17 protein-coding genes and 2 tRNA genes are annotated in these 16,513 nt (G+C 52.0%); 15 read left to right on the plus strand and 4 right to left on the minus strand.

Annotated elements, in window-relative coordinates; translation table 11 throughout:
• Positions 1 to 166: 166 nt before the first annotated feature.
• Positions 167 to 1,756: a FapA family protein gene (locus F3H12_RS03000; RefSeq protein WP_149677879.1), complete on the minus strand. Its 1,590-nt coding sequence runs from the start codon at positions 1,754 to 1,756 to the stop codon at positions 167 to 169.
• A 212-nt stretch (positions 1,757 to 1,968) separates the two neighbouring features.
• Between F3H12_RS03000 and F3H12_RS03005 the strand changes: the two genes are divergently transcribed.
• Together F3H12_RS03005 and F3H12_RS03010 are read left to right on the plus strand one after the other, a co-directional pair.
• Positions 1,969 to 2,871, plus strand: a complete 903-nt coding sequence (locus tag F3H12_RS03005; protein WP_149677880.1) for a DNA-3-methyladenine glycosylase family protein — start codon at positions 1,969 to 1,971, stop codon at positions 2,869 to 2,871.
• 113 nt (positions 2,872 to 2,984) lie between these two features.
• Entirely contained in the window at positions 2,985 to 4,034 is a 1,050-nt protein-coding gene (locus tag F3H12_RS03010; protein ID WP_149677881.1) for a hypothetical protein, read from the plus strand.
• Between the two features lie 76 nt (positions 4,035 to 4,110).
• Here F3H12_RS03010 and F3H12_RS03015 read toward each other — a convergent pair.
• A tRNA-Glu gene (locus F3H12_RS03015) sits at positions 4,111 to 4,185 on the minus strand.
• A 7-nt stretch (positions 4,186 to 4,192) separates the two neighbouring features.
• Positions 4,193 to 4,269: transfer RNA gene (locus F3H12_RS03020), tRNA-Met, on the minus strand.
• Between the two features lie 285 nt (positions 4,270 to 4,554).
• Here F3H12_RS03020 and F3H12_RS03025 point away from each other — a divergent pair.
• The 13 genes from F3H12_RS03025 (at position 4,555) to F3H12_RS03085 (ending at position 14,479) form a co-directional block, all read left to right on the plus strand.
• The gene (locus F3H12_RS03025; protein WP_149677882.1) at positions 4,555 to 4,764 is read left to right on the plus strand and encodes a hypothetical protein; all 210 of its coding nucleotides are present in this window, start codon (positions 4,555 to 4,557) and stop codon (positions 4,762 to 4,764) included.
• A 115-nt stretch (positions 4,765 to 4,879) separates the two neighbouring features.
• Complete coding sequence (locus F3H12_RS03030; RefSeq protein ID WP_149677883.1) at positions 4,880 to 5,647, plus strand: sugar phosphate nucleotidyltransferase; 768 nt, start codon at positions 4,880 to 4,882, stop codon at positions 5,645 to 5,647.
• Positions 5,644 to 6,645, plus strand: coding sequence for a GDP-mannose 4,6-dehydratase (locus tag F3H12_RS03035; protein WP_149677884.1), 1,002 nt, complete (start codon positions 5,644 to 5,646; stop codon positions 6,643 to 6,645). The genes F3H12_RS03030 and F3H12_RS03035 overlap by 4 nt, the downstream gene beginning before the upstream one ends.
• Positions 6,642 to 7,574 carry a putative nucleotide-diphospho-sugar transferase gene (locus tag F3H12_RS03040; RefSeq protein ID WP_149677885.1) on the plus strand — a complete coding sequence of 311 codons (933 nt, stop codon included), beginning with the start codon at positions 6,642 to 6,644 and terminating at the stop codon, positions 7,572 to 7,574. The genes F3H12_RS03035 and F3H12_RS03040 overlap by 4 nt, the downstream gene beginning before the upstream one ends.
• Positions 7,571 to 8,779 (plus strand): glycosyltransferase family 2 protein, encoded by a 1,209-nt coding sequence (locus F3H12_RS03045; protein WP_149677886.1) that lies wholly within the window; start codon positions 7,571 to 7,573, stop codon positions 8,777 to 8,779. The genes F3H12_RS03040 and F3H12_RS03045 overlap by 4 nt, the downstream gene beginning before the upstream one ends.
• Positions 8,780 to 8,861: 82 nt before the next feature.
• On the plus strand, positions 8,862 to 9,845 hold the full coding sequence (locus F3H12_RS03050; protein ID WP_207706787.1) for a hypothetical protein: 984 nt from the start codon (positions 8,862 to 8,864) through the stop codon (positions 9,843 to 9,845).
• A 356-nt stretch (positions 9,846 to 10,201) separates the two neighbouring features.
• Positions 10,202 to 10,981: a DUF6062 family protein gene (locus F3H12_RS03055; protein WP_149677887.1), complete on the plus strand. Its 780-nt coding sequence runs from the start codon at positions 10,202 to 10,204 to the stop codon at positions 10,979 to 10,981.
• A 34-nt stretch (positions 10,982 to 11,015) separates the two neighbouring features.
• On the plus strand, positions 11,016 to 11,816 hold the full coding sequence (gene mazG, locus F3H12_RS03060) for a nucleoside triphosphate pyrophosphohydrolase (RefSeq protein WP_149677888.1): 801 nt from the start codon (positions 11,016 to 11,018) through the stop codon (positions 11,814 to 11,816).
• 21 nt (positions 11,817 to 11,837) lie between these two features.
• The gene (locus F3H12_RS03065) at positions 11,838 to 12,077 is read left to right on the plus strand and encodes an RNA-binding S4 domain-containing protein (protein WP_149677889.1); all 240 of its coding nucleotides are present in this window, start codon (positions 11,838 to 11,840) and stop codon (positions 12,075 to 12,077) included.
• Positions 12,078 to 12,280: 203 nt separating this feature from the next.
• On the plus strand, positions 12,281 to 12,571 hold the full coding sequence (yabP, locus tag F3H12_RS03070; protein ID WP_149677890.1) for a sporulation protein YabP: 291 nt from the start codon (positions 12,281 to 12,283) through the stop codon (positions 12,569 to 12,571).
• Positions 12,572 to 12,587: 16 nt separating this feature from the next.
• Positions 12,588 to 13,064, plus strand: a complete 477-nt coding sequence (yabQ, locus tag F3H12_RS03075) for a spore cortex biosynthesis protein YabQ (RefSeq protein ID WP_149677891.1) — start codon at positions 12,588 to 12,590, stop codon at positions 13,062 to 13,064.
• An 86-nt stretch (positions 13,065 to 13,150) separates the two neighbouring features.
• Positions 13,151 to 13,447, plus strand: coding sequence for an FtsB family cell division protein (locus F3H12_RS03080; RefSeq protein ID WP_149677892.1), 297 nt, complete (start codon positions 13,151 to 13,153; stop codon positions 13,445 to 13,447).
• Positions 13,448 to 13,699: 252 nt separating this feature from the next.
• Positions 13,700 to 14,479: a hypothetical protein gene (locus F3H12_RS03085; RefSeq protein WP_149677893.1), complete on the plus strand. Its 780-nt coding sequence runs from the start codon at positions 13,700 to 13,702 to the stop codon at positions 14,477 to 14,479.
• A 295-nt stretch (positions 14,480 to 14,774) separates the two neighbouring features.
• On the opposite strand, the gene F3H12_RS03090 is transcribed toward F3H12_RS03085, so the two are convergent.
• Entirely contained in the window at positions 14,775 to 16,475 is a 1,701-nt protein-coding gene (locus F3H12_RS03090; RefSeq protein WP_149677894.1) for a glutamine--tRNA ligase/YqeY domain fusion protein, read from the minus strand.
• Between the last annotated feature and the right edge of the window lie 38 nt (positions 16,476 to 16,513).

Consider the following 16,513-nt stretch of genomic DNA (forward strand, 5'->3'; position numbering starts at 1 on the left):
CAGAATCTATTGGATACTTAGGGGGTTACAACACGGAAGCTTACTGTATCGTGTAGGAGGCTGATTTTTATTCCTACAAATCGTTGACACTATCCGTCCTCAGGTCATTATTGACATCCTGCTGAATCTTCGACAGAATTTCCTGGTAATCCAAAATCGTTTCCCCCTACCTCGTTTTGATGGCGTTATCCTTGAAATAAAAGACCGTCATGGGTGTTTCCTTGGTGATCTCTTCGCCTATGCCTTTTATCTCCACCCTGACCCGTGGATAGCACCTGTTCCGGACGATAACCGCTCCTTCGCCCGGAGTTTTCAGGTCATCGGTCAGGTTCCTCAGCTCATATTCCAATTCCTTGATCTGTTCCTTCAGATCCGAATACTGGTTCTTCAGCTCCTCGAACTGGATGCGCTGTTCTTCTGAAAGATCGGATGAGCAGGAGTAAACATGAATATGCTGTTTGAGCTGTGTCAATTGATCCCTGAGCTCTTTCAGATGGAGCTTTTTCTGATCCAGTTCCATCTTGAGATTGCTCCGGTTAAACCCTCTGACCCGGATTACGGTCCGGTTCTCGGCAACATTGCCGATGTCTGCGGCGGATACCCGGATTTCCGCATCGATGGTACCGCCGATGATCTTGCCGCGGGGCGCTTCGACAATGACCTGCCTGGCCTTTATGTTGGCATTGATGCAATAGAATCCCACATAAACATTGCCCTCACATTCCACGGTGATATCGGACAGGAATTTGACATAGAGATTCTTTTTGCAGCGAAGCACGGTTTTGCCCTTGCCGGCGATACCGCCCCGGATGTATACGTTGCCGTCCCGGCTCCCGATTTGATCGGCAGCCCCGACGCCGTACTCGCCGAGGATCTCCAGGTCCTTGTCGGAAACGGCACAGAAATTGTCTTCCACGGTCCCCTTAACAGACAGGTAGCCGTCAAAACCTATATTACCGGTGGAAAAATCGATATCCCCGTTGATTTCAAGAAAATCGTAGACGCCGATAGTATCCCCCTTGTAATAGACTGCCCCGGTCTTCTTGGCGTACAGGGTGGTCACGCCGTCCTTGGTTTCCTCATAGACTGAGGTACGGTCATACAGGAGCGGCAGCCATTTGCCCGGAATGGGAGGAATCGGGTTGCCCCGGACGCTCTTGCCGGGTATTCCGGGAGTGGGATTCTTTCTCTCGCCCAGCCAGTCGCCCTTGTTGACCCGGTGGATTAGATTCAGCTCGTAATGGTTGACATTGCCCGAATCATATACCTGGGGTTTGGGGGTTTGAATTTCATATAGCTTGATTTCGGCATCCGTTCCGTTGATTGCGGGCACACCCTCGGCTATCAGGTATTCAACACTCGGGGAAAGACTCCCGGTGAGCACCTCTGTCTTGATGCCGTAAACAACACCGGCTTTGCGCAGTGCCTCATAGATCTCCCTGATCAGATTGTCACGGTTCTCAGGCGCCAGGTCTTTGTCGGGGACGTACAGGGTCATGTAGGCCCGCAACTCATCGTTGGACACATGAATAATAACGCGATCCCGTTCCTGGCCGAACAGGACAGGACCATGGGGTGCATTCAGGAGAGCGTTTTTTATGGCGGTAAAACTGATGATTTTTATCTGGGGGAAAGAATTCTGCAGTATTTTGCTGAACGCCTCCATGGAAAGGCCCTTTGCCGTGGATTTGATATAGAAATATCCCGCATCCCGGGAGATCTCTATATACTCGTTTTTAAACAACAGTAGAGCCATGTTATAATACCCCTTGTAAACGCTCAATTAATTGTTTTATATATAATTGTAATTCGATATCGGTTTAGTAGAAAAACGACAATAAACGACATGTTCATGTTCAAATTTACATTTTAATTATACAGTAATGCCTGTCAGGCGTACAAGAAGTCTTGCATTTTGCCGGATACATTATTTACGTTAGACAGCAAACCAAAAAGGACAGTGAACCCATGGAATGGCATGCAGAAAAAGAGCGCGTCATATTGCGGAACGTGGCACAGTTTGACCTTCAGCAAACCTTTGAATGCGGACAGTGCTTCAGGTGGCGAAGGCTGGAGAATGGCAACTGGCTGGGGATTGTCAGGGGCAGGGTGGTGGAGGCCGAACAGGCAGGCCGCGATATCATCTTTCATAACACGGAGCGATCCGATTTTGTCCGGATGTGGCATGAATACTTCGACCTGGGCCGTGATTATGGTGCGGTGCAGCGTGAGCTTTCCCGTAATGATCCGGTCATGAAGGAAGCCATTGCCTTCGCGCCCGGACTCAGGCTTCTGAAACAGGAATTTTTCGAGATCCTCATCTCCTTCATCATTTCACAGAACAACAATATCCCCAGGATCAAAAGGATTGTGGAATGCCTGGCCCAAAACTACGGAAGGCCGGTAGTCTACCGGGAACATGTCCTTTATGCCTTTCCGGAAGCGGATGTGCTGGCCGCTCTGTCCGAGGAATCCCTCCGGTGTATCAGGGCGGGATACCGGGCCAGGTACATCATCCGTGCATCCCGGCAGGTGCATGCGCTTGATGTGGACGCGCTCGGGAAAATGGATTCCGGCAGTGTGAGGCAGGCGCTTCTTGCGCTGCATGGGGTCGGTGAAAAAGTGGCGGATTGCGTCGGGCTGTACAGCGGGCTGATGCCTGACGCTTTTCCTGTGGACAGGTGGGTCAGACGCGTGATGGAAACGCTGTATCCGGAAAGCGGAACCACCAATGAAGCGATTGTGGCCTTTGCGCGAAGGAAGTTCGGGCCGCTTGCCGGCATCGCCCAGCAATATCTGTTCTACTTTGCCCGGGAAAACCGGATCGGCATGGACAACCCCGGCAGCGAGGCAGCCTCGTCGACGGACTGAGCCGGCTCTTTGAACTGCGGATTCCGCGATGGTATAATGGAAAAGGATGTAAAGTTTTATGGGCCTGTCCGCTGCCAGGCGGGATATGGCCTTTTGAAAAGGAGGGGTACGGGATGGCAAAGTGCCGATCCCTTATTTTCCACATTGTAACCCTGTTCCTGTGCCTTGCGCTGTTGCTGGCCGGGTGTGCCAGGATGCAAGACGTGACGGAAACAGATGAACCGGCGGATACTCCTGAAGCTACCGCAAAAGAAACCCCTGCTCCCGAAATCACCCCAACGCCTGTTCCCAACCCGGATGCCGGGCTGACCGAAAGCATGGTTTCGGATTACTTTTACCGGAACTATCCGGATATGACCCTGCTGGACTGCTTCATTGAGGACTTTGACAGGGACGGCCATGAAGAGGCGCTGGCTGTGGCAGGTTTTGGAGATGAGATTTCAGGCTTCTATATCCTCAGGTACAGGAACGGCGACCTGGTACAGGTGGGCGACATGGCCGGGAATGACAGCGGGTATGCCATAGAGCATGTGGAACCGGTCCGTATGAACGGCAGCAACAAGACCTATATCCATGCTGCACTGACCAATTTTGTCAACCTGTACGGCTTTTCCCTTTATGCGCTTGACGGAGATGAAATCCGGTTGCTGGTCACCAGCGCATCGCCTACGGGAGTCGGGGATGACGGGCTTCTGGATCTTGAAGATGACGGCGTATACGAAGGCTATTACCAGCACAGGTGGAGCTATGACGTTTATTATTATCCCGTCTTCAGCACATACCTCTGGAAGGATGGCGAATTTGTGCCGGATATCTGCCGCATTGAGCTGCCCGATTATCCGGACAGCATTGAAGATACGATACACGAATACCTGATCCTGAGCATCCTGGACCTTGACCATTGCCGGGAAGCTGATGACAGGCTTGCCATGCTCTTTACAGGCGATCCCGGGAAAGCACCCGAACTCCATCTGGATGCCATAGCCGGTGCCTTGTTCAATGACATCATGGAGCTTGATGACGGTCTGAACCTTAAGGTCAGCCGGAAGGGCAATCAGGCCACAGCCCGGATGTCCGTTGCCGACACGGACGGAACGGGATATGCGTATACCTTTCATCTGGTAAAGATGGATTATGGCTGGAGCATCAAAAGCATAGAATAATACCGGTGAGGCCTTTCTTCGCCGGAAAGAAGGCGGAAAGAACAAAAGAGACTGTCGTATGCGACAGTCTCTTTTCTGGTGACCCCAAGGGGATTCGAACCCCTGTTACGGCCTTGAAAGGGCCGTGTCTTAACCACTTGACCATGGGGCCTTATAAATGGTAGCGGCGGTCGGATTTGAACCAACGACACTGCGGGTATGAACCGCATGCTCTAGCCACCTGAGCTACGCCGCCATATTTCCGGCGTGTTAGCGCGCTTTTATAGTATAGCAAAGTCCTGAAACGCAGTCAAGCATTTTTTTTCGCTTGTTTGGCTGCCTGTGTTAACCATTTCTTCCTGTGGACGGTACGGCCGTTTGCCCCCGCGCCTGAGTCGCCGTGCCCGAACCTTGTCCTGATGCCAAACTGCCTGTCCGGACGTGTTGCCGGCAGGTTCTGAAATCTGGTTATGTTCGGGTTCCTGCCTAATATAAATAAAGTAAGAGAAAGAATCCATTGCTCAGGGTGGAGGCGGCTGTTTTGAAAATCAAGATCTTTTCCGGTGATGATATCCGGACTCTGGAATCCTTGGTTAACCGGTTCATCAGCAATAAGCAGGTGATCGCGCTGAAGCAGTCTGAGTCCGTGGACAGGAACAACCAGTGGCGGTTGACCATCACGGTATTCTATGATGATTACTATCGCTACGACTACATCGATGAGGCGTTTATAAACGGGGCATCCAGGTAGCCCGGCCTGACCGGATGCTGCCGGCCGATGGGCTGTATGCCCATTTCGAACGATTTTCGGCACACCTGCGTATCATGAATATGTGTACAACCTATGACGCCATTGGGGGACGAATATGAAAGTATTGATATTATGCGGTGGCCGGGGACTGAGAATGCATGAGCTGACCAGGGATATGCCCAAGCCGCTTGTTCCCATTGCCGGTAAGCCGATGCTGTGGCATATCATGAAGCTTTACAAGCATTACGGCTTTGACGATTTTATCCTGCTGCTGGGATACAGGGGCGACAGGATTAAGGAGTATTTCATGGATTATCCCTGGAAAAACCACAGCTTTGTCCTGGACACCCAGAACAGCCGTATCACCTTGCTGGAAGAGGCGGAAAACTGGAAGATTACCTTTCTGGACACAGGCCTGGATACCACGACCGGGGACCGGATCAAAAAGGCGCGGGATCTGGTCGGCAACAAGACCTTTATGGCCACCTACGGGGATGGCCTGGCGGATATCAACCTCCATAAGCTCCTGGTCTTCCACAGGGAAAAAGGGCGTATTGCCACCGTGACAGGGATCAGCAAGAAAAGCCAGTATGGCACCATGACGGTACGGAACGGCATTGCGGATTCGTTTGTGGAAAAGGAAAGCAGGGAAGGCATCATTAACGGCGGCTTTTTTGTTTTTGAGCCGGGTGTGTTTGATTACCTCTCAGCCGTTGAGCCCAATATCCTTGAAAAACACGCCATGGCCGATCTTGCCAGGGACAGGCAACTGGCCGTCTATATGCACGACGGGTTCTGGTATGCCTGCGATACCTACTATGACGTCATGACCATGAACAAGATGGCGGAGGAAGGCATGGACCGATGGAGGGTATGGAAATGAGCGGTTTCTGGAATGGACGCAATGTTTTTGTAACGGGTTGCACAGGCTTTCTGGGAAGCCACCTGGTGAAGGCCCTGAAAAGCAAAGGGGCTGTTGTGACCGGTCTGGTGCGTGACAGGGTACCGTCATCCGGTTTTTTTCATGATCTTTCGGGCATCAGCCAGGTCTACGGTTCACTGGAAGATTACGCCCTTCTGGAGAGGGCTTTGAATGAATATGAGATCGATACGGTATTCCATGTGGGGGCGCAGGCCATTGTCGGGACGGCTAACCGGAATCCCCTGTCCACCTTTGAGGCCAACATCCGGGGCACCTGGCATGTGCTGGAGGCCTGCAGGAGAAATCCGCTGGTCAAAAGAGTCATTGTGGCATCCAGCGACAAGGCCTACGGGGATCAGGAGGTGCTTCCCTACAATGAAAACATGCCGCTACAGGGAAGGCATCCCTACGATGTCTCCAAAAGCTGCGCCGATTTGATCGCGCAGGCCTATTACCATACCTATGGCCTGCCGGTTTGCATCACCCGCTGCGGGAACCTGTACGGCGAGGGGGATACCAATTTCAACCGGATTGTTCCCCAGACCATCCTGAGCGTGCTTAAGGGGCAGGCGCCCGTCATACGCAGTGACGGGACCTTTATCCGGGACTATTTCTATGTGGAGGATGCGGTCAGCGCCTATATGCTCCTGGCTGAAAAAATGGAAAGCGAGGGGCTTTTCGGTGAGGCCTTCAACTTCAGCAATGAGATCCAGCTGACGGTTCTGGAACTGGTCAATAAAATCCTGGACATCATGGGTTCAAACCTGAAACCGGTTATCCTGAACCGGGGAAACCATGAGATCCGGCACCAATACCTGGATGCATCCAAGGCCAGAAGGCTCCTGGGATGGTCGCCCCGCTACACCATTGATGAAGGATTGAAAAGGACGATTGAATGGTACCGGGCATATTTTGGGCAAACCGATCGGCATGGCCTTGAGGAGTGTGTCGGGGGATGAACGAGCTTGTTTTTTGCACGGTGATTTCCAGGTTCAGGTTGTACCAGGCCATTGCCATGCTCTGCTCGCTCCAGGAAGTCCTGAAGGATCCTGTTCTGTATGTGCTCTGCGTGGATGAAGAAACACACCGCCTCATCAGCAGGATGGGATGGCAGCGCATCCGGCTGCTGCATCTCTGTGAGCTCAGGCACGAAGCGCTGGCCCAGGTCAGGAAAAACCGACGGATGAACGAGTATTGCTGGACCCTGAAGCCGCTCCTGATAGAGGCGGTGTTCTCGCGCGATCCCAAGATCGACAGGGTGACCTATGTGGATGCGGATCTTTTCTTCTTTGCCGATCCGTCGGTGATCTTCCAGAGCCAGCCCGACTGTTCGGTGCTTTTGTCCCGAGGCGATATCGTCATTCCGTCCCTTGCTCCCGAGAACAAGGCGAGGCTCCAGTCCCTTCTCGGCCGGTACAATTCCGGTTTCATCAGCTTCAAAAGAGATGAAACCGGGCTGGACTGCCTCAGATGGTGGAAGAACCGCTGCCTGGAATCCTGCGTCAGCAAGCCCGAGGCAGGCCTTTTCGGCGACCAGAAATACCTGGACGACATGCCTGCCAGGTTTCCGAATGTCTGTGAGATCCGGACACCGGGTGTCAATATCGGTCACTGGAACCGTGCCCAATACCAGTATTCCATTGTCGACGGAAAGGTATATGCCGGGGCAAACCAGCTGATTTGCTACCATTTCAGCGGTTTTCGCGTGCTGAGGGGCAACCGGATCATCATGATCCATGAACAGAGCGCTGCGGATCTGCCTTTCTTCTATGGGATTTACATACACATCCTGCAGAATGTGATCCACAATATCAGCAGGATTGACCCGGGATTCGACGGCTATTCCGATGCCCAGGACCTGGAGCGGAAGGAGAGTGACAAGAAATGAGGGCAAGCATCATCATCCCTTCCTGGAATGCCCGGGAACGGCTTTACCTGAACCTTGTGGCGCTGAACAACCAGGATTACCAGGGTGACGATGTGGAGATCATCGTGGTGGATAACGGCTCCACCGATAACACCCTGGACATGCTGAAAAATTTCAAATCCAGGTTCCCCCTGCGGTTCATCCGCCTGGAAGAGAACCGGGGCATTGCTCGGGGACGCAACCAGGGCATCCTGGAAGCCCTGGGGGAGATCCTCATCTTCCATGACAGCGATATGATCGCCTCCAGAAGTTTCGTGCGGAAGCATATTGAGGCCCATGAGCAGGGGGATGACCTGGTGGTCTGCGGTCTGTTCTGGAAACGCATTTTTTCGTTCTTCTACAAGAAGTTCAGCCACGAGCAGATGGCGCGATTCGAACGCATGGCCGGCAGCCTTCTGAACCTTGCGGATCCGCCCCAGGACCGGATGCCCCTCATCACCGAGGCTGATGTGCTGGACGGAAGCTACGAGAAATACAGCTTCGACCTGGATCTCCCGTTCATTGTGGATTTGAAGCAGGTCCTGGCCAGGTACGGCAGCACCCTCACCGGATACAACCTGCCCTGGCGCTTCTTCATCACCAACAACCTTTCGGTACCCAGAAGCAAAGTGATGGGCGTGGGTATGTTTGACGAGGGCATTGTCCGGTACGGCTATGAGGACTATGACCTGGGTATCCGGCTTTTCAAGGACGGCTGCCGGTTTGTGGTGGCAGAGGACATCATGAGCTGTCACCAGGAACACCCGGCCAACTTCACCTGGGTGGACGTGGTGGAGAACGTGACCTATATCTGCGAAAAGTATAACCATATCTTCTATCTGGATATGCAGATGGTCTGCCTCCAGGAGGCGCTGAAGACCGATTCGGACAGAATCAACCTGGTGGTGGGCGATATCCGGCAACTGCTGGCGGAAGAGTCGAGCCATCCGATCCTGTGGGTGTTTCTGAAACTGCTCAATATCATCCGAAAGAGTCACTACAAGCCTTACAGGGGGCCTACGGCGGATGTCATCATCAACATTGCCGACAGTATTCCCATGATCATCCGGCAAACGAGGGAATGGGTTGAAGCACGGAAAGCGGTCCATTTTGTCAGGATGCTGCGCGATTTGCTGAAGATGGCGCTCAATATCGAGCTGGGCCCGAAGATCGGCCTGAATATCTGAGAAGAAATGGCTCCCGGCAAATCAACCGGGTGGACGATCCATGACGGGTTTTCATCCATCACCCCCCATGAGGGAGGTCAAGGTGGATTCAAGCATCAGGAAAGGGGTTGGGCACATGGATGCTTTTCATTTTTCAACTGTGGTTTCCAGGGATCATCTGTATAAGTTCCTGGCCATGAGGTCTTCCCTTCAGGAGCATGCCGGTAACTACAAGCTGTTTGTGCTCTGTGCCGACAAGGCGGTGTATGATGTCCTTAAGGCCATTCCCTTTCCAAACCTTGTTCTGGTGCAGCTTAATGAGATTGAGGACGATGCGCTCCTCAAGGCAAAAGCCAACCGCCTGTTCCATGCTTATTGCTGGACGCTGAAGCCGGTGTTCCTGAACTACGTTTTGAATACCTTCCCGGATGCCGGTTACTTTGCCCATCTGGATGCGGACCTCTTCTTCTACGCGGATCCGGCCGCCATATTCGCGGAAAAGCCCACCGCGTCCCTGTTCCTGACCCATCACAGAAATTCAAAGGCCTTTGAGGGGTTTTACAACATCACCGGGATCTACAATACCGGGTTTGTGGGGTGCAGGAGGGATGACACGAGCCTTGCGGCCATCGGGGAATGGGCGCAGAAATGCATTGAGCATTGTCCTATCAAGGAAGAACCCGAGCACAAGCTGTTCGGAGATCAACGCTATGTGGAGGATTGGCCCCAGCGGTATGAAAGGGTGCATACCGTGGTGTCCATCGGGGCCAATGCGGCCCTGTGGAACATCACCAACTACAAGGTTTCCCGGAAGGGGAAACAGGTCTGCCTGAACGGCGTACCGCTGATCTTCTACCATTTTTCAGGCCTGTCCATCATCAGCCGGTATGAGTATAACTTATGCTGGTATTACCACATCGAAGATCAAAAGATTGTCTCGTGGATCTACCATCCCTACCTGGAAAGGCTTTCAGCCGCCATTGGCGGGGTGCAGGAGCATTTTCCGTGGTTCAAATGGGGATTTTCGAACCCGAAGGAGTTGCCCCACACGCATCGCTATGTATTGGATGCCGGTGGCGGCGTATAAGCGGCTATTGTGAACGCGACAAGCCAATTTCAGCCTTTTCTGCGACCTGTATAGTATTCAGAGATTGCCACGCTCGTTCCACTCGCTCGCAATGACGCCGGATATGTGCTTGCAGAGGAAGGGAGCCCGTAAAGTGTTAGGCTGAGATTGCTTCGTCGTTCTGCTCCTCGCAATGACATGAGAAAAGGCCTGCCCGGTAATACTGAATGCTGTCATTGCGAGCTGTGCGAAGCAATCTTTTCATCCCATCCAACCGTCAACTTCCCACATCCGTGATTGTATGTTATGCTATAAGCGTTGCATACTAAACCAGCAGGCCCGGTTAAGCCCTGCTGGCGGGAAGGCAAGGCGGTTTCATGAAAGAGAGGATTTACACCATTCCCATAACGGAGGCCTTTGAGCAGGACACCGAATGCCCCCTGTGCGTCTGTGAGAAGAAGCTTGAACAGGATGCGCTGGAATATGCCCTCGGTCCGTCCCTGATGGAACCCGACAGCCGGATGGAGACCAACCGCATGGGCTTTTGTGCGCACCATTTCACCAAGCTGTACAATTCACAGAAAAACCGCCTTGGATTGGGGCTGATCATCGAAACCCATCTGGCCGAGCAGGCAGCCGTCATTGGAAAACTCTACCGGCAATACGCGGATGCCATCGGGCAGGAAAGCGAAAAAGGCCTGCTGGAGTCGGCCATGGGACGGCTATCGGGGAAGGTTTCGGGTACCGACAGGTTCTCGGAGGAATTGACCAGGTACCTGGAAAACCTGGAGAAGTCCTGCGCCATATGCAGCCGGATTGAAAAGAACATGGACAGGTTTGTGGGCACCATCCTCTACCTGTTCTTTAAGGAACCGGATTTCAGGCGAAAGTTTGAATCTTCAAAGGGATTCTGCCTAAAGCATATGAAATCGCTGGCGGAGGGAAGCAAAAAAGAGCTGAACGGCGGAAAGCGGGCCGAGTTTATGAAGACGCTGCTTCCCATCCAGATACAGCACCTGGAACGGATCCACGGGGAGGTCAGGCATTTTACCGAAATGTTTGATTACAGGAACCGGGAAGGGGACTGGAAAAACTCCCGGGATGCCGTTCCCAGAAGCATTGAAAAGATTTGCGGTCCCTGTGATCTGCAAAGGTAACAGGCGCGACGACAGGATACAGGAGATGGAGAGCATGAAGAAATACACGTACAAGGATCTTCTGGATATCATGGCAAAACTCAGGAGCCCGGGAGGCTGTCCCTGGGACAGGGAACAGGACCATAAAAGCCTAAAACGGTACCTGATCGAAGAAGCCTATGAGGTGCTTGAGGCCATCGATGAGGAGAACCCTGCCAAGCTCTGCGATGAGCTGGGGGATCTCCTGCTGCAGGTGGTGTTCCATGCCCAGATCGCCAGGGAGAACGGCCAGTTTGACATGGAAGATGTGGTTCACGGTGTCAGCAGCAAGATGATCAACCGACACCGCCATGTGTTCGGGGAGGAAGAGGCCGAAACCCCCGAGGATGTCATCCGGATATGGGAGGAGATCAAGAAGGAGGAAAAGGGCCAGGAAACCCAGACGAAGGTCTTAAAAGGCGTTCCGGCCAATCTCCCGGCATTGATGCGCAGCTACAAGGTTCAGGAGAAGGCCGCCCAGGTGGGCTTTGACTGGGATAAGGCGGAGGATGCCTTCAAAAAGCTTGAGGAAGAGGTGCAGGAACTGAAGAAAGCCTGTGAAAGCAAAGACCAGGCGGAGATCGAGGAAGAGATGGGCGACTTGCTGTTTGCCGCGGTCAATGTGGCCCGTTTCCATAAGGTACAGCCCGAGCTGGCCCTTTCCGCCACCGTCAACAAGTTTATCAAGAGATTTGAGTATGTGGAAACAGAAAGCGCAAAGCAGGGAAGACAATTACAGGACATGACCCTGGAAGAAATGGATGCCCTGTGGGAGGAGTGCAAACGGAAGGAACGCGGGGATGCGTCTCCCGTTTAAGCAGGAAAGGAGGCGGTCTGATTGCGGATCGACAAGTTTCTGAAAGTCAGTCGGATCATCAAGCGGAGAACACTGGCCAGCGAGGCCTGCGACAGGGAAAAGGTCTTCATCAACGGCAGAGTGGCCAAGCCCGGATCCCAGGTCAAGGAGGGGGACATCGTTGAGATCCGGTTCGGTGAACACGTGACCCGATTCAGGGTGCTTAAAACGACAGAACACGCCAAGAAAGAAGAAAGCGCCGATATGTACGAGCTTCTGTAATCCATGCAGAAGCTTTTTTAATGGGAGTCAAATGCCGGCGGGCACATGGAACCGAATGGTACGGCGAAAGATCGGCGGAAGCCCACAGGCCTTGCGGCCGCAACTTTAATCCGGTGGCATATCCCGAACCGCCCGCGCATAATATCAAACGACGGCATAGCGGAACCCTGGGTTGGCGCAGGCATGGAATCGGAGGTGCTGTTATGGTTGAAGACCGCAAAGCCTTTGAGCAACGTCAGCAAAACATCATCCTGAAGGACAGGAGACGGCTCATGGTTTCAGGGGTTCGACACGTTGAAAGCTTCAATGAGGAATGCATAGTCCTCGATACGGAGAACGGGCTGTTGGTGATACGGGGTGCCGGATTGCACATCAACAAGCTCAACGTGGAAACATCCGAACTGGATGTGGAGGGAGACATCTGTGCCATGGAATACCTGGACGAGGGCGTACCGCAAAGAAAAGGAGGCTTCTTCTCGGGGCTTTTCAGATAGAAAGGCGGCACGGTAGATGAGCACAATTGCGGGTTATGAGCTTACTGTGGTTGGGGGCGCTGCGGCTTGCGGGCTGGTTTTGGCATTTCTGTATGATCTTTTCCGAATCAAAAGGCGATTTGTCAGGACATCGGTTATTTTTATCCATATTGAAGATATCCTGTTCTGGGTGATTGCAGCCATCATCGTTTTTCTGGCCTCCTACATCATCAGCAGCGGCGAGACCAGATTTTACTTTTTCTCCGGGCTGTTTCTGGGCGGGTTTCTTTATCTGGCCCTTCTCAGCAAGATCGTGTCCTGGGTTCTGACGGAACTTATCAAAGCGATACTGTGGCCATTCAGGCAGATTCTCCGCCTCCTGGCGCCTGTCTTCAGGGTGTTTCTGCGCCATACCAGGAAGGGTCTTGGCAAGTTCCGAAACCAGGTTGCCGTCAGGGCCTACCGCATCAGGGTTGACATGAGGCGCCTCAGGAACGCCATGACCAAGAAATGAGGAAACCGTTACAATTTCATGACAATATGGTATAATATCAGTAACAGAAACCCTTATGGGAACGCGTCTACCAAGGATAAAGCCGGGTGAACATTGTGGTGAAGAAACGAAAACGGAAAAAGGGATGGTGGGTATTCCCGCTGTTGTCGGTGGCGTTTGTTTATACAGCCTTTACGGTTTATTCCCAATCCAGGGAGATGACCGCCATCCGGATCGAGATGAAAGAAGTTCAAAAGCGCATAGAGCGGGAAAAAGCCCTCAAACAGGAGCTTCTCCGGCAGAAGGATGAACTGTCCAGCGAGGAGAGCATTGAAAAGATAGCTCGGGAGAAGCTGGGCATGGTCAAGGACGGGGAAAGGATTTTCGTGGATATCAACCAGTAGGCGGAAATCGTTTGGATATAGAAAGATTCCATCCGGTAGCCGGAATGGAATCTTTTTTGATGGTGCGCCATATAAGCCAACTAGAACTTTCGCTAAAGATATTTCTTGAGGAGAAAAGCGCGATCTCAAGTCTGGTTTTGCGTTTGTTACATTAAAATATGCTTTTATTACATTTTGATATAATTTGACATCATAAAATATATAATACATATATCAGAAATATTTCAATTAGTATGGAGATGATGGAAATGAATGTTTTTACAGGATGATAGCCGTATAGCCTGTCATATGAATGCTACCAGTAAAGCTGTCTACCGTAATCCAAAAAAAGTAAAAGGGGTTGTACGAATGCGCTTAAAACGTGTTGTAGCATGGCTTTTATGTGTTCTGATGATTGTATTGGCTATGCCGACGTTTGCATCTGCTACTTCCGCAAACTGCGCGGCTACAGAAACAGATGTTTCGGAATTTCAGACAGCATCTGGGCAGCCAGATGACTTTATGTCAGCTGTAAATGATGTTATTGAAGCAAATAAAAAATACCAGGCCGTGATTGACAGGGTAAACGCCCGATATGGCACAAAAGTACGATTGGCAACTCCGGAAGAGCTGAAAAAGGTGGGCCTTATACCGGAGAAAATTACTATTTCACCTGAAGAATTTGAAGCGGAATTAATAAGGGAAATAGAAGCCAGCAAGGCGGCCAATCTTGAAGCCCAGGAAGCAGCATCAAAACTCAAGAGGATAAAGAGCGATGAAAGCGGAAGTGGTGTTTGCAGTCCCGGGAGAATAACAACACCTATGGCTTCCTATCCATATTATCATTCTAAGCAGGTAAAAGGCGCAAATGTTCATCTGGAAGCAAGGGTTTTTGATACCGGAGGATACTGGAAATTCTCTTCCGTTGAGTCTGTTTGGACTACTTCCACGCAGAGTATTCCCTATCCATGGTTTTTTGCAGAAACATACAATTACGAATTTATTGATTCTCGCAGAACCTGCGCTATTAATATATGGTTTTACTATCGATAAATATGGGAATATTGTCGATTCGTATGCTTCGCGATATGTGGAGTTTTGGGCTGGCACCAATATGGGTCCGCCTAGTTCAAACTAAAAGCGTCTGGTATCCTACTATAACGACTAAACAAGGCTATCTCGAATAATGAGATAGCCTTGTCCATGTGTGCCCAGCATGGGCGCAATCTAACGGGTGAAAGTCCCGAATACGCCCTGGTAGTGGGAAGTGTATAGCTTAAGACGAGGGTGTCCATTGCGAGGTGGAATCTGAAGGAAGTCGGGTGGCAAACCTCTGGTCTGACGTCAGTCAGCCATTCCCAGCCTGCTGTTTCGATGCGATCTTAGCCCAGGTGTCCTTCAGACCCACGGTCCGGTTGAAGACCAGGTTGCCGGGCTTGCTGTCCTTATTGTCCACGCAGAAATAGCCAATCCTCAGGAACTGGAACTTTTCCTCGGGCTTCGCATCCTTGAGGCACGGCTCAAGCTTTGCACCCTTGATGACGATCAACGAGTCCGGATTGATGTAATCCTTGTAGTCGCTGCCGTCCGGAATATCATCCGGGTTTTCCACAGCAAAGAGCTTGTCGTAGAGCCTTACCTCCGCATCGATGGCGTGCTTTGCCGATACCCAATGGATGGTTCCTTTCACCTTTCGGCCGTCGGGGGACTCTCCGCCGCGGGAGGCGGGATCATAGACGGCCCGGACCAGGGTAACCTCGCCGTTCTCATCGGTCTCGTATCCGGTGCATTTGATGAAGTAGGCGTTTTTCAACCTGACTTCGCCGCCGGGTTTCAGCCTGAAATACTTGGGCGGCGGATCGATGGCAAAGTCATCGCGCTCGATGTAGATCTCTCTTGAGAAAGGAACCTTCCGGGTTCCCTTTTCAGGCCTTTCAGGATTGTTCTCCACATCGAATTCCTCGACCAGATCTTCGGGGTAATTCTCAATGACAACCTTGAGCGGCTTTAAGACGGCCATAACCCGATCGGCATTCTTGTTCAGATCCTCACGGACGCAATGCTCCAGAAGTCCCCAGTCGGCTACGCTGGCGGTCTTGGAAATGCCGTTGAGCTCGATGAAATTGCGGATGGAAGCGGGCGTGAAGCCGCGCCTTCTGAGAGCACGCAGGGTGGGCATCCTCGGATCGTCCCAACCGTCCACATAGCCCTTTTCCACCAGTTCGCGAAGCTTTCTCTTGCTCATGACGGTATAGTTGATGTTGAGCCTTGCAAACTCGTACTGGCGCGGCGGGTTGGGAATTTCCAGCTTTTCGAGGAACCAGTCGTACAGGGGCCGGTGATCCACGTATTCAATGGAGCACAGGGAGTGGGTGATGCCCTCGATGGCGTCCTGGAGCGGGTGGGCAAAATCATACATGGGGTAGATGCACCATTGGGTTCCCGTGCGGTGATGCGGTTCCTTCTTGATTCGGTAGATGACAGGATCCCGCATGTTGAGGTTGGGGGAGGCCATATCGATCTTGGCACGCAAGGTTTTTTCCCCGCTTTCAAACTCGCCCTTCCTCATGCGTTCAAAGAGCTCCAGGTTCTCCTCGATGCTCCTGTTGCGGTATGGGCTTTCCCTGCCGGGCTCGGTGAGGGTGCCGCGATATTCGCGCATCTCCTCTGGTGAAAGATCGTCAACGTAGGCCAGGCCTTTCTTGATAAGCTGTACGGCGTATTGATAAATCTGCTCGCTGTAGTCGGAGCCGAAATAGACTCTGTCGCCAAAATCAAAGCCCATCCAGCGGATATCTTCGATGATGGCGTCCACGTACTCCACGTCTTCCTTTGTGGGGTTGGTGTCGTCAAAGCGCAGATTGCATTTGCCGCCATACTTCTCGGCCATTCCAAAATCCACGCACATGGCCTTGGTATGACCGATATGCAGATAGCCGTTTGGCTCGGGCGGGAATCGGGTTCGTATTTCCTTAACTCTGCCGGACTCCAGATCCTTTTCGATGATCTCTTCAATAAAGTTCTTCGATCTGCGTTCCATTTCTTCCATACACTAATCCCTATCCTTCAACTTTTGATAAAAAAGGA

The sequence above is a fragment of the Thermoclostridium caenicola genome (genome assembly GCF_900142095.1).
Classification (GTDB): Bacteria; Bacillota; Clostridia; order DSM-8532; family DSM-8532; genus Thermoclostridium_A; species Thermoclostridium_A caenicola.

Excerpts from the sequence above, each read along its gene's own strand:
- F3H12_RS03000 (WP_149677879.1), bottom strand. The coding sequence starts at position 1,756 with ATGGCTCTACTGTTGTTTAAAAACGAGTATATAGAGATCTCCCGGGAT.
- F3H12_RS03005 (WP_149677880.1), top strand. The coding sequence starts at position 1,969 with ATGGAATGGCATGCAGAAAAAGAGCGCGTCATATTGCGGAACGTGGCA.
- F3H12_RS03010 (WP_149677881.1), top strand. The coding sequence starts at position 2,985 with ATGGCAAAGTGCCGATCCCTTATTTTCCACATTGTAACCCTGTTCCTG.
- F3H12_RS03030 (WP_149677883.1), top strand. The coding sequence starts at position 4,880 with ATGAAAGTATTGATATTATGCGGTGGCCGGGGACTGAGAATGCATGAG.
- F3H12_RS03035 (WP_149677884.1), top strand. The coding sequence starts at position 5,644 with ATGAGCGGTTTCTGGAATGGACGCAATGTTTTTGTAACGGGTTGCACA.
- F3H12_RS03040 (WP_149677885.1), top strand. The coding sequence starts at position 6,642 with ATGAACGAGCTTGTTTTTTGCACGGTGATTTCCAGGTTCAGGTTGTAC.
- F3H12_RS03045 (WP_149677886.1), top strand. The coding sequence starts at position 7,571 with ATGAGGGCAAGCATCATCATCCCTTCCTGGAATGCCCGGGAACGGCTT.
- F3H12_RS03055 (WP_149677887.1), top strand. The coding sequence starts at position 10,202 with ATGAAAGAGAGGATTTACACCATTCCCATAACGGAGGCCTTTGAGCAG.
- mazG (WP_149677888.1), top strand. The coding sequence starts at position 11,016 with ATGAAGAAATACACGTACAAGGATCTTCTGGATATCATGGCAAAACTC.
- yabP (WP_149677890.1), top strand. The coding sequence starts at position 12,281 with ATGGTTGAAGACCGCAAAGCCTTTGAGCAACGTCAGCAAAACATCATC.
- yabQ (WP_149677891.1), top strand. The coding sequence starts at position 12,588 with ATGAGCACAATTGCGGGTTATGAGCTTACTGTGGTTGGGGGCGCTGCG.
- F3H12_RS03085 (WP_149677893.1), top strand. The coding sequence starts at position 13,700 with ATGTTTTTACAGGATGATAGCCGTATAGCCTGTCATATGAATGCTACC.
- F3H12_RS03090 (WP_149677894.1), bottom strand. The coding sequence starts at position 16,475 with ATGGAAGAAATGGAACGCAGATCGAAGAACTTTATTGAAGAGATCATC.